1 pseudogene is annotated in these 796 nt (G+C 58.2%); it reads left to right on the forward strand.

Annotated elements, in window-relative coordinates:
- Positions 1-252: 252 nt before the first annotated feature.
- Positions 253-796, forward strand: a pseudogene (locus AC1D1X_RS24735) (class I poly(R)-hydroxyalkanoic acid synthase); the annotation flags it as partial.

Consider the following 796-nt stretch of genomic DNA (forward strand, 5'->3'; position numbering starts at 1 on the left):
GGTAAACCACCAATGCCACAGGACCCAGTCCATAGAGTACAAAGGTGACCAGTGCCCCCAGAAGTGTGCCGTTGCTGTTGGTGGCTTCGGCAACACTCATCATGAGCACAACGTAAATCCAGGCGATGACAATCAAATACATAAATACGTAGAACTCCGCGGCCCTGGTGAGCAATTTGTAATGCAAATCCTACGATACTGTTGGTGTGCTCAAAAGAGTCACCAGGACTCAACATGGATCGGGGAGACAAGATGAATTTTGACGCAAAGCAGGCCGAAACGGCCCGGCAGATGCAAGAGACCTTTGCGGCAGGCCTGCAGCAGGCCATGAGTGTCATGGCAAACGCCGGATCAGGCGCCGGCTTCAATACTGGTGCAAACAACGGATTCGCACCAATGAGTGCATTCAGCCCAGGCCAAACCCCAGCGGCACTCCAGTTCGATCCGGCCAGGCTCCAGGAATTGCAGCAGCGCTATATCGCAGACGCCTCAGCCCTGTGGAACCAGGGGTTGCAGGAGGGCGCCGATACGCTGGTGTCGTCTGACCGCAGGTTTTCAAGCGCGGCCTGGAAGACCAACCCCGTCTCGAAATTTTCGGCTTCCACCTATCTGCTGAACGCCCGCACCCTCATGGCCCTGGCCGACGCCGTCGAAGGCGACGCAAAGACCCGCGCACGCGTGCGCTTCGCGGTCGAGCAATGGATGGCGGCCACGGCGCCTAGCAATTTCCTGGCGCTCAATGCCGAGGCGCAGCAAAAAGCCATCGAGAGCCAGGGCGAAAGCATCGCCCAGGGTC

The organism is Polaromonas sp. P1_G4 (assembly GCF_056405475.1).